Raw genomic sequence first — 12,812 nt, 5'->3', positions numbered from 1 at the left:
TCATCCGGCTCTTTCATTTGGTGGATAAAAGCGGTTGCTGCCTGGCTTGCGGGTGCGGCCAGGGTGGGGCGTGCCGGGCGCGTCCAGCACGCCGCGAGGCTCAAATCGGGCGATGCATAAGGCTGAACTTTCCTGAACTTTGGAATGATTATGCGGCCCTCGGCAATGGCGGCTCACCACCCCAAAACCGACGTCACGCCTTCAATGCCCCATATCCGCCGCCGACGCCTTCGGCCCGCCCGGCTTCGGGGGGCGGAGCAGCAGCACCAGCGGCACCGACGCCAGCGTTACCCACATCATCGCCCAAAAATCGTCGATATAGGCGACCATCGCCGCCTGCCGGTTGATCTCGGCATTGACCATCGCCAGCGCCGCGTCGCCCAGGGCGCCGAAGCGGTCGGCGGTCGACGGGTCGAGCAGGCTGACCGAGCTGTTGGTGACATGCGCCGCCAGATCCGCGTGGCTCCGTTGGATGTTCGAGGCGAGCAGGGTGGTGACGATCGAGATGCCGACCGAGGCGCCGAGGCTGCGGAACAGGTTGAGCAGGCTCGACCCGTCGGTGCGATATTGCGGCTGGATCGTCGCGAACGCCATGGTGTTCAATGGAATGAAGATCAGCCCCATGCCGAGCCCCTGCACCAGCCCGCTGATGATCACCGGCTGCATCCCCATCATCAGCGACCAGTGGCTCATCTGCCATAACGAATAGGCCGCGGTAAGGAGCCCGGTGCCGACCAGCCAGCGCGCGTCGATCTTGCCGAGCAATTGTCCCGCGACCCACATGCTGGCGAGGATGCCGACCCCGCGCAGCGCGAGCGCGACGCCGGTATCGATCACCGGCCAGCCGAACAAATTCTGCAGCATCGGCGGCAGCAGCGCCATCGATGCGAACATCACGACGCCGATCACGACCATGAACCCCATCGCGGTGACGAGGTTGCGGTCGGCGAGCATCAGGCGGCTGAACAAGGGCGCGCGCGCCGTGAACATATGGACGACGAACATCCACAGGCACGAAACGGCGACGCCCAGTTCGATCCAGATTTCGATGCTGTCGAACCAGTCCTGATGCGCGCCGCGGTCGAGCATCAGCTGCAATGCGGCGAGCCCCAGCGCGAGCATCGAGAAACCGAACAGGTCGAAGCGCCGCGTGACGCTGCGGGTTTTGGGTAGCAGCGCCCACATCATCGCGAGCGTGATGAGCCCGACGGGCAGGTTGACGTAGAAGACCCAGCGCCAATTGACGCTTTCGGTCAGCCAGCCGCCCAAAATGGGGCCGAGGATCGGGCCGATCATGATCCCCATGCCCCAGATCGACATCGCGCGCGCGTGGCGTTCGGGCGGGTTGATGTCGAGCATCACCGACTGCGACAGCGGGCCGATAAAGGCGGCGCTGACCCCCTGCAGAAAGCGGAAGGCGACCATCTGCTCGAGCGTCTGCGCGGCGCCGCACGCCATCGAGGCGACGATGAAGCCGACAACTGCGGCCATGAACAATTCGCGCCGCCCGATGCGGTCGGCAAGCCAGCCGGTGATCGGCATCGCGACGGCCGAGGCGAGGATATAGCTCGTCAGCACCCATGTCACCGTCTCACTCGTCGCGCCGAGCGCCGACTGCATATGCGGAATCGCGACGTTGGCGATCGTCGTGTCGAGGATCTGCATGATCGACGCGCCCATCACCGCGACGGTCAGCAGGCCGCGATAGCGCACGCGTTCGTGCAGCGGGATCGACTCGTCGTCGGGCAGCGCCGCGGCGGACGGCCGGCTGGGGAGGGAGCGGCTGGCCATGGCTAGAAAAGATCCTCCCCATCGCGAAGCGTTGGGGAGGGGGACCGCCCGCGAAGCGGGTGGTGGAGGGGTAATGCGGCCTTGCGCGGACGCTCGACGAAGCAGACCCCTCCGTCAGCGCTTCGCGCTGCCACCTCCCCAACGCTTCGCGATGGGGAGGATCGATTTTGGCGCGGCGAAATCACGCCTACTTCCCCGCTACCGACCCACCGCCGGTAAACACCCGAACGTCAGCCGACAGCCCCGCGATCATGTCGCGTGCGGGCTTTTCGTCGAAGGCGATCCGCACCGGCACGCGCTGCGTCACCTTGACCCAATTGCCGGTCGCATTCTGCGCGGGCAGCACCGAAAATTCGCTGCCCGTGCCCGCGCCGATCGTCAGCACATGGCCGCGTACCTTCACCCCCGGATAGGCGTCGAAGCTGATTTCGGCGCGCTGGCCGATGCGCATGTCGGCGAGGTCGGTTTCCTTGAAATTGGCCTCGACCCACGGATGCGCGGTATCGACCAAGGTGACCGCGGGCAGCCCGGCGACCATCATCTGGCCAACCTGCAGCCGGTCCGATTGCGCGATCCGGCCGGCGCTCGGCGCGCGGACGGTGGTGCGGCCGAGGTTCACCTCGGCCTGCGAGCGCTGGACGCGCGCCGCCTCGACCTGCGGGTTGATCCCGCTCGACGGGCCAGCGGCCAGCTTGGTGCGCGCTTCGGCGGCGGCGGCTTCGGCCTGGCGCACGCGTTCGCGCGCCTGCGCAACCGCGTGGCGCGCCGCGTCATAGGCCGCCTTGGTGGTGAAGCCCTTTTCCATCAGCGCCGCTTGGCGCTGGAAGGTGATCTCGGCGAATTTGACGTCCTCGCGCGCCGCGGCGATGTCGACGCTCGACGTGTTCGCGCTCGCCGACAGGTTGCCGACCTCGACCTCGGCGGCGTCGATCGCCGCGCTCGCCTGCGCCACGGTCAGTGCATAGGGTTCGCCGTCGATACGGAACAGCAGCTGGCCCTTCGCGACCTGCTGGCCGTCGCGCACCGCGACTTCGGTGATCCGACCGCCGACTTCGGCGGCGACCGAGACCTTATCCATCTGGACATAGGCGTTGTCGGTCGACACCGACCCGCCGCTCGTCAGCCACCAGCCGGCACCGCCCGCGATCAGCGCGAAGGGCAGGCCGAACATCAGGAGGCGCGTGCGCCAGCTCGCCTTGGGCGCGGCCTCGGCAGCCGGCGCCGGACTCGGCAGCGGATCGGCCTTCGGCGCGGCCTTGGGCGGCGTCGCCTCTTCGGCCCGGGGGTTTTTGGCGCGGCGGGATGGGGAGAGCTGGTCCATCAAAATGTCTCTTCTTCTTTTTGGCATATACGGCGGGACAAATTGGCGCGGACGCGCTCGACGAGGTCGATGAGCTGGTCGCGCTCGGCGTCGCTCAGCCCTTCGGTCGCCTCGGCGGTCAGCGCGTCGGCCATCTCGCGCATTCCCCCGAGCAGGTCGCCCGCGCGCGGCGTCAGATACAGCTGCCAGGCGCGGCGGTCGGCGGGGTCGGCGCGGCGCTCGACCAGTCCGGCCTCGACCAGCCGGTCGACCATGCGCGACAATGTGATCGGTTCGACCTCGATCAGCTCGGCAAGCGGTCCCTGCCTTATGCCTTCGTGCCGTTTCAGATAGGTGATGAGGCGCCATTGCAGCGCGGTGATGCCGCTGCCCTTCGTGCGCGCGTTGAACGAACGCCGGAACAGCCGCGCGGTGTCGTTCAGCAGGAATCCGATCGTTTCACTCATGTCATAAGATATAATAGCAATTGCTACTATTTTCAACATCCGGAATTTTCGTACAACAATCTCGAATCTGGTGTAAATTTTCTTTACACTGCTTGCGCCGGGCGTGTTTTCCGGCAGGATGACGTCATGACATTGACCGCAGACCTCTTCTGGTCCTTTCGCTCGCCGTACAGCTATCTCGCTGTCGGCCGCTATCGCGCGCTCGCCGCCGGCCACGATCTGACGATCAACCTGCGCCCGGTCTATCCGCTCGCGATCCGCCAGCCCGATTTTTTCGAGCGCAATCATCCCAATTGGCTGAGCTATACGGTGCGCGACATGATCCGCGTCGCGCAGTTTCATGGCATTCCCTTTGGGCCCCCGCGTCCCGACCCGATCGTGCAGGATCTGGCGACGCGCGCGATCGCGGCCGAGCAGCCCTATATCTATCGCCTGACGCGGCTCGGGCAGGCGGCGTCGCGGCGCGGCAAGAGCCTTGCCTTCGCGCACGAAGCGGCGCAGCTCATCTGGGGCGGGGCGCAGGACTGGCACCTCGGCGATCATCTGGCCGCCGCCGCGCGCCGCGCCGGCCTCGACCTTGCCGAACTCGATGCCGAGGCGGTGCGCGAGGCCGAGCTACTCGATAACGAGATCGCCGCCAATCAGGTTGCGCTCGAAATCGCCGGCCATTGGGGGGTGCCGACATTGGTGTTCGATGGCGAGCCCTTTTTCGGGCAGGACCGTATCGAAATGGCGAAGTGGCGCATGGAGCAAAAGGGCTTGCGGGCGCGCTGATCGGCGCTTGCCGAACCGGGCGTGAAGGGCGCATAGCGCGGCACATGACGATCGAACCCCAATATTTCGAGGCGCGCGACGGCGTGCGGCTGGCGTGGCGCGAAATGGGCGAAGGCCAGCCGCTGTTGCTGCTTCACGGCCTGTTTTCGAGCGGCGAGGTCAACTGGATCAAGTTCGGCACCGCCGCGCGCGTGGCATCCGAGGGCTACCGCGTGATCATGCCCGACCTGCGCATCCACGGGTCGAGCGACGCGCCGCACGAAGAGGAATTTTATCCGCCCGACATACTCGTGCGCGACCTTGAAGATCTGATAGCGCATCTGGCTCTTGCGGACTTCGACCTCGGCGGCTTTTCGCTCGGCGCGCGCACCAGCGTCCGCGCGGTCGTTGCGGGTATGAAACCGCGCCGGCTGATCCTCGGCGGCATGGGGCTTGCCGGGCTCGCCGGCTGGCAAAGACGCGGGCAATTCTTCAAGCGCGTCATCGCTGAATATGAGACGGCAAAGCGCGGCGACGACACATGGCTGTCGATCCAGTTCATGAAAACGATGAAGGTCGATCGCATCGCGGCGGGGCACCTGCTCGACAGTTTCACCGACACGGCGCCCGCGATGCTGGCGGCGCTGACGATGCCCGTACTTGTCGTATGTGGCGAGCAAGATCAGGACAATGGCTCGGCACCCGACCTCGTCGCCGCGCTCGCCGACGCACGGCTCGCGACGATCCCCGGCACGCATATGTCGAGCGTCACGCAGCCCGAACTGGGCGAGGCGATCGCCGCTTTTCTCGCGGCTTGACCGGACTCGCGGCAAGCGCCTAGCTGTTCGCATGCGCCGCAGAGCGCTGCGATAATTTTCCAGAGGACGCACCCCATGAAAGCCATGATTTCGACGCTGTCGCTTGCCCTGTCGCTCGCGGTGGCGACCCCTGCTTTTGCCCAAACTGCGCCGACGACCGCCCCCACCGCCGCCGACGCCGACGCCTTCATCGCGTCGGTCGAAAAGGACTTGTTCGATTACACGGTCGAGGCGAGCCAGGTGAACTGGGTCAACAGCACCTATCTGACCGAAGATACCGACGCGATGGCGTCGCGGATCAACGCCGTCGGCACCGAAAAATCGGTCAAATATGCGCTCGAAGCCGCCAAATATAAGGATGTCACGGGGCTCAGCGCCGATACGAAGCGCAAGCTCGATATCCTGCGCACCGGCATCGTGCTGCCCGCGCCGACGACGCCGGGCGCCGCGACCGAGCTCAACACGATCGCGACCGACCTGCAGTCGCAATATGGCAAGGGCCGCGGCACGCTGAACGGCAAGGAAATCTCGGGCTCGGATATCGAGGCCGCGATGGGCGACCTCAAGCACACGCCGGCGCAATTCGCCGAAATGTGGACGAGCTGGCACGACAAGGTCGGCGCGCCCATGAAGGATGACTATGCCAAGCTGGTCGGCATCGCGAACGCCGGCGCGAAAGAGCTGGGCTTCGCCGACACCGGCGCGATGTGGCGTTCGGGTTACGACATGCCGCCCGAGGAATTCGCCAAGGTCACCGAGAAGATCTGGCAGGACATGAAGCCGCTGTACGTCGCGCTCCACACCTATGTCCGCTGGAAGCTGAATGAGAAATATGGCGACGCGGTCCAGGCCAAGACCGGCCCGATCCGTGCCGACCTGCTCGGCAATATGTGGGCGCAGGAATGGGGCAACATCTACCCGCTCGTCGCCCCCGCGGGAACCGGCGACCTCGGCTACGACATCGGCGATCTGTTGACCGCGCAGGGCAAGGCGCCGCTCGACATGGTCAAGGCGGGCGAGAATTTCTATTCGTCGCTCGGCATGGCGCCGCTGCCCGAAACCTTCTGGAAGCGCAGCCAGTTCCTGAAGCCCGCCGACCGCGAAGTCGTCTGCCACGCCTCGGCGTGGGACGTCGACAACAAGGACGATATCCGCATCAAGATGTGCATCAAGGTGAACGCCGACGACTTCATCACCATCCACCACGAACTCGGCCACAATTATTACCAGCGCGCCTATAACAAGCAGCCGTTCCTTTACCTCAACGGTGCGAACGACGGCTTCCACGAGGCGATCGGCGATTTCGTCGCGCTGTCGATCACGCCGCAATATCTGGTCGACATCGGCCTGCTCGACAAGGCGAAGGTGCCGAGCGCCGACAAGGATATCGGCCTGTTGCTGCGTCAGGCGATGGACAAGGTCGCTTTCCTGCCGTTCGGCCTGCTCGTCGATCGCTGGCGCTGGGGCGTTTTCGACGGATCGATCCAGCCCGCCGACTACAACAAGAAATGGACCGAGCTGCGCACCCAATATCAGGGCATCGTCCCGCCGGGCGAACGGCCGGCGAACGCGTTCGACGCGGGTGCGAAGTTCCACATCCCCGGCAACACGCCCTACACCCGCTATTTCCTCGCGCGCGTGCTGCAGTTCCAATTCTATCAGGCGGCGTGCAAGCAGGCCGGGTGGAAGGGGCCACTCCACCGCTGCTCCTTCTATGGCAACAAGGCGGTCGGCGCGAAGCTCAACGCGATGCTCGAAATGGGCGCGTCGAAGCCGTGGCCCGATGCGCTGCAGGCGTTCACCGGCAGCCGCGAGATGTCGGGCAAGGCGATGGCCGATTATTTCGCGCCGCTGAAGACATGGCTGGACCAGCAGAACAAGGGCAAGCCGCAGGGCTGGTGAGCCGAACGAACGACGACAAGCAGAAAGGCCGGGGCGGCGACGCCCCGGCCCTTTTTCATTGCGCCTCGACCGACTGTTTGAAGCGGGCGAGCCGCGCGCTTGCGGCGGCGGCGTGCGGACCGATCCAGCGGTCGTGGATGTCCTGGATCGGCACTGCGTTGAGGTGGTTCCAGCGCTCGCGGCCGCGACGCTCGGCGATCACCAGTCCCGCATCCTCCAGCACCTTCAGATGTTGCATCACCGTGCAGCGGTCGATGTCGGCAAAATGGCCGCACAGCGCGCCCGTGGTTAGCGGCTGATCCTTAAGGTCGTCGAGAATCTGGCGCCGGATCGGCGAGGCGAGCGCCTTGAACGTCGCGTCGAACTGGTCGTGAATTGACATGTTATATAAATATAACATAAAAAGATGCGACTCAAGCGGAGAATGGACATGGAACTGAAGTTCAGGGTCGCGGCGCGGATCGCGAAGCCGGTGCACGAGGTCTTCGAGGCGGTCGCAGATCCCGCGAAGCTGTCGAATTATTTCACCACGGGCGGCGCGAAGGGCCGGCTCGAAACCGGCGCCACGGTCGAATGGGACTTTCACGACTTTCCCGGCGCCTTTCCGGTCTATGTGACCGAAGTGGTGAAGGACGAGAAGATCGTCCTCGAATGGCAGGCGAGCGAAGGCGAGGCTCACAATGTCGAGGGCGGCGAGCAAAAGGACAGCGATTATCGCACCAAGGTGACGATGAGCTTCAAGAGCCTCGACGACGGCCGCACGCTCGTCGAGATCGCCGAGGAAGGCTGGCGCGAGAATCAGGGTGCGCTCAGCGCATCCTATGGCAATTGCCAGGGCTGGGCACAGATGCTCTGCGCGCTCAAGGCGTGGCTGGAGCATGGCATCAATCTGCGCGAGGGCATGTATGTTTGAGCTGCGTCAGCGCCTTCCTGATTGAAGGTCGGCGTTGGTGAGGGAAGCGGACATTTGCTATCCCAACTTCGTCATCCCGGACTTGATCCGGGATCCACGACGACGGCGTGGCTATGGATCCCGGATCAAGTCCGGGATGACGATAAGAAGGAGGTCCGCAACCGGCCGTTACCGGAACGGTGGTTCGTTGAACGCGCGGAGTTTGCGGCTGTGGAGCTTGGCGCCCTCGTCGCGCATCGTCTCGCACGCGCGGATGCCGATCTGGAGGTGCGCGGCGATTGCTTCCTCGTAGAAGCGATTCGCCTGTCCGGGCAGCTTGAGTTCGCCGTGGAGCGGCTTGTCGCTGACGCAGAGCAAGGTGCCGTAGGGCACGCGGAAGCGATAGCCTTGCGCCGCGATCGTTGCCGATTCCATGTCGATGCCGATCGCGCGCGACTGCGAGAAGCGCAATGCGCTGTCGGTGTAGCGCAGCTCCCAGTTGCGGTCGTCGGTGGTGACGACGGTGCCGGTACGCATGCGTTTCTTGAGGTCGGCGCCCGTGGCGCCGGATACCGCCTCGGCGGCGGTCGCGAGCGCGACCTGCACTTCGGCGATCGGCGGGATCGGGATGGCGACCGGCAGCACCGCGTCGAGGATATGATCGTCGCGAAGATACGCGTGCGCGAGCACATAATCGCCGATGCGCTGGCTGGGGCGAAGGCCACCGCAATGGCCGATCATCAGCCACGCCTCGGGGCGCAGCACCGCGAGATGGTCGCAGATCGTCTTGGCGTTCGACGGGCCGACGCCGATGTTGACGAGCGTGATGCCGCCGCCGTCGGGGGCGATCAGGTGGTAGGCGGGCATCTGATGCCGCCGCCAGGCGCTGTCGGCGACGAGCGCGCTGGCGTTGACCCCCGGCTGGTCGACATAAAGCCCCGCGGCGCCCGCAAGCGCGGTGTAACGACCTTCGCCCACCTGCGCGCCCGCCCAGGCGACGAATTCGTCGACATAGCGGTGATAGTTGGTGAACAATATATAGCGCTGGAAATGCTCGGGTGCGGTGCCGGTATAGTGACGAAGGCGCGCGAGGGAGAAGTCGGTGCGCAGCGCGTCGAACAAGGCGAGCGGCTGATCGGCGGCGGGATCCTGTCCGAACAGGCCGTCGGCAAGCTCGTCGCCGATGTCGGCCAATTCCGTGGTCGGGAAATGGCGCGCGAGTTCGAGCGGGGTGACCCCGCCCATGTCCGACCCGTCGCTGGCGTCGAGCACATAGGGAAAGGGGATCTGCTGCCCCGTCCGCGTGACCTCGAGCGTGATGTCATAATGGCGCGCGAGGAGCATGAGCTGCTCGCGCAGGTAATCGGCGAACAGGTCGGGGCGCGTTACCGTGGTGACGAATTCGCCCGCGCGCTCGAAGCGGCCGAATGAGAGATTATGCCCCTTCTGCCCCTCGCGCTGTTCGCCGGTGGTGACGAGGCGGATTGCCGGATAGTCGAACAGCCCCTTCGCCGCGGCGTCGGCCGACGGCAGCGTGCGGTCGCGGACATAGGCCGCGATGGCGGATTTGAGATTGGTGACCGACGCGCGGAACTGGGTCTGAAGCTCGGCGATAATCTCGTCGACGAGCGCGGCGGGGTCGGTGGTTTCTTGCGATGAGTTAGATGTCATCAGGGCGGTGTTGCATGAAAATATGACAAAAGGGAAGGGGGCAGCCCGATGGCCGCCCCGCCCCCGATTGCTTACAGCTGCTCGAGCATATGGTCGGCGCTCGACACCTTGAACTCGCCGGGAGCCTCGACATTGAGCTGTTCGACGACGCCATCGTTGACGATCATCGAGAAACGCTGGCCGCGCTTGCCCATGCCGAACGCCTTGCCGTCCATCGTCAGACCCACGGCTTCGGCGAAGTCGCCGTTGCCGTCGGCGAGCATGGTCACGGCGGAACCGGCATTCGCATTCTTGCCCCACGCGCCCATGACAAAGGCGTCGTTGACCGCGGTACAGACGATTTCGTCGACGCCCTTGGCCTTCAGCTCTTCGGCCTTGTCGACGAAGCCCGGCAGGTGCTTGGCCGAACAGGTCGGGGTGAAGGCGCCGGGAACCGAGAAGAGCGCGACGCGGCGGCCCTTGAAATAATCGGCGGTGTTGACCTGTTCGGGGCCGTTTTCGGTGACCTTTACGAAGGTGGCGTCGGGTAGCTTGTCTCCGGTCTGGATCGTCATGGTCGGCATCCTTTCACTCGAGGGGATTTTGATGGCGGTGACATCGGGTGCGCCGGTCGCCAAGTCAAGCGCGGCGCGGCGGTTGATCGAAAAGCTGGACCGCGCCGCCGCGACGCGGCATGGTGGCGATCATGAGCACAGACCCCACCTGGTTCACCGGCCAGCTGCTGCTTGCGCTGCCGGGCATTGGCGATCCCCGTTTCGAACATTCGGTGATCGCGATGATCAGCCATGACGAAGAGGGCGCGATGGGGATCGGCATCGACGATCCGATCGACGGCATGACCGTCGGCGCGGTGCTCGACCAGCTCGAAATCGCGCACGATGTGCCGCTCGACCAGCCGGTGTTTCTCGGCGGACCGGTCGAGCCGTCGCGCGGCTTCGTCCTCCACAGCCTCGACTGGGGCGGGCAGGAGGCGGTGCAGGTCGGCGATCGCTGGATGGTCTCGAGTTCGCACGACATCCTGCGCGCGATTGGCGAGGGGCGCGGCCCGTCGCGCTGGCTGGTGGCGCTCGGTTATGCGGGCTGGTCGCCGGGGCAGCTCGAGGGCGAAATGGTGCGCCACGGCTGGCACGTCACGCCGGGAAGCGATGGCCTGCTATTCGAAACGCCGCCCGCCGAACGGTGGCAGGCGGCGTTTGCCGAAGCGGGAGTGGACGCCCGCTTGCTGACGACCGAAGGCGGCGAGGCTTGATCGTCGCCCCCCGCGAAGGCGGGAGCCGCCGGCAACCTTATGCAAGGCCGATAACCGCCGCGTTCAGAGGCACGCGACTCTGAAACGCCCTTCGCAGGGGCGACGATATTGTTCAGCGTGCCAATGCGAGCAGCGGGCGGCCCTGATTGAGGTTGGCGAGCGCAGCGCGCGCGGCCCAGCGCGAATCGACATAGCGGCCGTCGGCGAGTTCGAGGTCGTAGCGGATCGGGCTGCCGATCGCGTTGTCGTAGGCAGCGGCGGCTTCGGCGGTGCGACCCAGACGAGCGTAAGCGGTGCCAAGATTAATCAGGCGCGACGGGTCGCGCCGGTCGAGCGCGGTGTCGCCGGTCAGCTTTTCGACCGCGGCGCGGTTTTCGCCGGCCCTGAGCTCGGGATAGGCGACAGGCAGAATCTGCTCCGAATCGGCGTGCGGTGCGGTAACGACGACGATCGATTGCGCCGCGGCGGGGCTTGAAAAGGCCAGTGCGATCAGCGGCAGCAATATTTTTTTCATCTCTCTATCTCCCCGAAAACTTTCGCCGATTTTCTCGCGCTTCGGGCAAAAAGTCAATGTTTTCGGGGGTTTGTAACATAGTTGTCACAAAAAGCGATTATGCTAATCGCAAGGAGTGTTATAAGTCAGGATTTTCAGAATCTTGGCCTTCACGACTCTGCGTCACAATCAGGCGGCGCGGATTGTCACATTTGCGGCCTGTGAAATTTTTTTCCCGACGCCGCGCATTTTGCGCGCCGATTCGCATGGCTGCGCTCGCCCGCCGGGCGGTGCCGGGATTGCGATATAAAGAATAGTTTATATTTGATCGCGGAGCCGCTTTCGGATAGGGCGCCGGGCATGTTTTTCGTGGCCGCTCGCCTGCGGTCGAACTCGCCTGACTGGAGAATACCCCGTGGCCACTCTCGCCGCCGACACCCGTGACTATGTGATCGCCGACATCGGCCTTGCCGATTTCGGGCGCAAGGAAATCAACATCGCCGAAACCGAAATGCCGGGCCTGATGGCGCTGCGCGCCGAATTCGGCGCGGCGCAGCCGCTGAAGGGCGCGCGCATCGTGGGCTCGCTGCACATGACGATCCAGACCGCGGTTCTGATCGAGACGCTGACCGCGCTCGGCGCCGAAGTCCGCTGGGCGACGTGCAACATCTTCTCGACCCAGGACCATGCCGCCGCCGCGATCGCCGCGTCGGGCGTGCCGGTGTTCGCGGTGAAGGGCGAAAGCCTCGCCGATTACTGGGACTATGTCGGCCGCATCTTCGACTGGGGTGTCGAGGACGGCACGACCTGCAACCTGATCCTCGACGACGGCGGTGACGCCACGATGTTCGCGCTGTGGGGCGCGAAGCTCGAGGCCGGGCAGGAAATGCCGGCGCCCGAGAATGAGGAAGAGATCGAAATGCAGCGGGCGCTGAAGGCGTTTGTCGCGGCGAACCCCGGTTACCTGACCAAGACGGTCAAGGCGATCAAGGGCGTGTCGGAAGAAACGACGACCGGCGTCCACCGCCTGTACCACATCGCCAAGAAGGGCGAACTGCCCTTCCCCGCGATCAACGTCAACGACAGCGTCACCAAATCGAAGTTCGACAATCTCTATGGCTGTAAGGAATCGCTCGTCGACGCGATCCGCCGCGGCACCGACGTGATGCTCGCGGGCAAGGTCGCGACCGTCGCCGGCTTCGGCGACGTCGGCAAGGGCAGCGCCCAGTCGCTCCGCAACGGCGGCGCGCGTGTGCTCGTCACCGAAATCGACCCGATCTGCGCGCTGCAGGCGGCGATGGAAGGCTTCGAGGTCGTGACGATGGACGAAGCCGTCAAGCGGTCGGACATCTTTGTCACCGCGACGGGCAACGCCGACGTCATCACCGCCGAACATATGGCGGCGATGAAGAATATGGCGATCGTCTGCAACATCGGCCACTTCGACAGCGAGATCCAGATCGCGGCGCTCGCCAA

The 12,812-nt window shown here is 64.9% G+C and carries 13 protein-coding genes; 6 read left to right on the top strand and 7 right to left on the bottom strand.

Going from position 1 to position 12,812, the window contains the following annotated elements:
• Positions 1–201: 201 nt before the first annotated feature.
• The 3 genes from VJ811_RS07005 to VJ811_RS06995 all read right to left on the bottom strand — a co-directional run bounded on the left by VJ811_RS07005 (position 202) and on the right by VJ811_RS06995 (position 3,558).
• Positions 202–1,791 carry an MDR family MFS transporter gene (locus VJ811_RS07005; RefSeq protein ID WP_324071541.1) on the bottom strand — a complete coding sequence of 530 codons (1,590 nt, stop codon included), beginning with the start codon at positions 1,789–1,791 and terminating at the stop codon, positions 202–204.
• A gap of 187 nt (positions 1,792–1,978) precedes the next feature.
• Positions 1,979–3,112 (bottom strand): HlyD family secretion protein, encoded by a 1,134-nt coding sequence (locus tag VJ811_RS07000; RefSeq protein WP_324071540.1) that lies wholly within the window; start codon positions 3,110–3,112, stop codon positions 1,979–1,981.
• Complete coding sequence (locus tag VJ811_RS06995) at positions 3,112–3,558, bottom strand: MarR family transcriptional regulator (protein WP_324071539.1); 447 nt, start codon at positions 3,556–3,558, stop codon at positions 3,112–3,114. The genes VJ811_RS07000 and VJ811_RS06995 overlap by 1 nt, the downstream gene beginning before the upstream one ends.
• A gap of 126 nt (positions 3,559–3,684) precedes the next feature.
• Here VJ811_RS06995 and VJ811_RS06990 point away from each other — a divergent pair, with 126 nt between their 5' ends.
• From VJ811_RS06990 to VJ811_RS06980, 3 genes are all read left to right on the top strand, one after another.
• The gene (locus VJ811_RS06990; RefSeq protein WP_324071538.1) at positions 3,685–4,332 is read left to right on the top strand and encodes a 2-hydroxychromene-2-carboxylate isomerase; all 648 of its coding nucleotides are present in this window, start codon (positions 3,685–3,687) and stop codon (positions 4,330–4,332) included.
• A 44-nt stretch (positions 4,333–4,376) separates the two neighbouring features.
• The gene (locus VJ811_RS06985) at positions 4,377–5,129 is read left to right on the top strand and encodes an alpha/beta hydrolase (protein ID WP_324071537.1); all 753 of its coding nucleotides are present in this window, start codon (positions 4,377–4,379) and stop codon (positions 5,127–5,129) included.
• A 75-nt stretch (positions 5,130–5,204) separates the two neighbouring features.
• On the top strand, positions 5,205–7,031 hold the full coding sequence (locus VJ811_RS06980) for a M2 family metallopeptidase (RefSeq protein ID WP_324071536.1): 1,827 nt from the start codon (positions 5,205–5,207) through the stop codon (positions 7,029–7,031).
• Positions 7,032–7,086: 55 nt separating this feature from the next.
• On the opposite strand, the gene VJ811_RS06975 is transcribed toward VJ811_RS06980, so the two are convergent.
• Positions 7,087–7,413 carry a metalloregulator ArsR/SmtB family transcription factor gene (locus VJ811_RS06975; protein ID WP_324071535.1) on the bottom strand — a complete coding sequence of 109 codons (327 nt, stop codon included), beginning with the start codon at positions 7,411–7,413 and terminating at the stop codon, positions 7,087–7,089.
• 48 nt (positions 7,414–7,461) lie between these two features.
• On the opposite strand from VJ811_RS06975, the gene VJ811_RS06970 reads away from it, so the two are divergent.
• On the top strand, positions 7,462–7,944 hold the full coding sequence (locus VJ811_RS06970; RefSeq protein WP_324071534.1) for an SRPBCC family protein: 483 nt from the start codon (positions 7,462–7,464) through the stop codon (positions 7,942–7,944).
• 168 nt (positions 7,945–8,112) lie between these two features.
• Here VJ811_RS06970 and VJ811_RS06965 read toward each other — a convergent pair whose 3' ends face one another.
• Both VJ811_RS06965 and VJ811_RS06960 read right to left on the bottom strand, forming a co-directional pair.
• Positions 8,113–9,594 (bottom strand): AMP nucleosidase, encoded by a 1,482-nt coding sequence (locus VJ811_RS06965; protein ID WP_324071533.1) that lies wholly within the window; start codon positions 9,592–9,594, stop codon positions 8,113–8,115.
• A 71-nt stretch (positions 9,595–9,665) separates the two neighbouring features.
• Positions 9,666–10,148, bottom strand: a complete 483-nt coding sequence (locus VJ811_RS06960; RefSeq protein ID WP_324071532.1) for a peroxiredoxin — start codon at positions 10,146–10,148, stop codon at positions 9,666–9,668.
• Positions 10,149–10,279: 131 nt separating this feature from the next.
• Between VJ811_RS06960 and VJ811_RS06955 the strand changes: the two genes are divergently transcribed.
• Positions 10,280–10,843: a YqgE/AlgH family protein gene (locus VJ811_RS06955; protein ID WP_152568030.1), complete on the top strand. Its 564-nt coding sequence runs from the start codon at positions 10,280–10,282 to the stop codon at positions 10,841–10,843.
• 112 nt (positions 10,844–10,955) lie between these two features.
• On the opposite strand, the gene VJ811_RS06950 is transcribed toward VJ811_RS06955, so the two are convergent.
• Positions 10,956–11,357 carry a hypothetical protein gene (locus tag VJ811_RS06950; RefSeq protein ID WP_324071531.1) on the bottom strand — a complete coding sequence of 134 codons (402 nt, stop codon included), beginning with the start codon at positions 11,355–11,357 and terminating at the stop codon, positions 10,956–10,958.
• Positions 11,358–11,751: 394 nt separating this feature from the next.
• Between VJ811_RS06950 and VJ811_RS06945 the strand changes: the two genes are divergently transcribed.
• Positions 11,752–12,812, top strand: a 1,061-nt coding sequence (locus VJ811_RS06945; protein WP_324071530.1) for an adenosylhomocysteinase, incomplete at its 3' end; no start/stop codon positions are given.

Origin of the sequence: Sphingopyxis sp. (genome assembly GCF_035250425.1) — a bacterium.
Classification (GTDB): domain Bacteria; phylum Pseudomonadota; class Alphaproteobacteria; order Sphingomonadales; family Sphingomonadaceae; genus Sphingopyxis.
The sequence above is the reverse complement of the archived record's forward strand: the minus strand, read 5'-3'. Positions and strand labels throughout refer to the sequence as shown.